Origin of the sequence: Streptomyces sp. P17 (genome assembly GCF_032436805.1) — a bacterium.
Lineage (GTDB): Bacteria > Actinomycetota > Actinomycetes > Streptomycetales > Streptomycetaceae > Streptomyces.
Genome location: NZ_JAVRBF010000824.1, coordinates 1 through 272 on the forward strand (window position 1 = coordinate 1; position 272 = coordinate 272).

The 272-nt window shown below is 65.8% G+C and carries 1 protein-coding gene; it reads right to left on the reverse strand.

Going from position 1 to position 272, the window contains the following annotated elements; genetic code table 11:
- Positions 1–272, reverse strand: a 272-nt coding sequence (locus RMT89_RS43105; RefSeq protein ID WP_315889213.1) for a hypothetical protein, incomplete at both ends; no start/stop codon positions are given.

Sequence of the window (272 nt, forward strand, 5' to 3'; positions counted from 1 at the left end):
GGTCTTGCCCGCAGCTTCAGCCAGCCGCAGGAAATCAACCTCGGCATAGAGGATGCCGGCGATCTGCGGCAGCGCAATATCTGAAACCTTGCGCGTGCTGCCGTCGGGCGCGCGCAGCCAGGTCGAGAACCCGGCCTGATCGTTCTGGGCAACCACAAACAGCGTGTTGCCCCCGGCCTGTGTTGCGACCATGGCCGAGATGTCGCGCCCCATCGCCGCAAGGCTGAAGCGCCCGGTTGCACCGAAACCGTCGTCGAACGCATAGCCGCGCG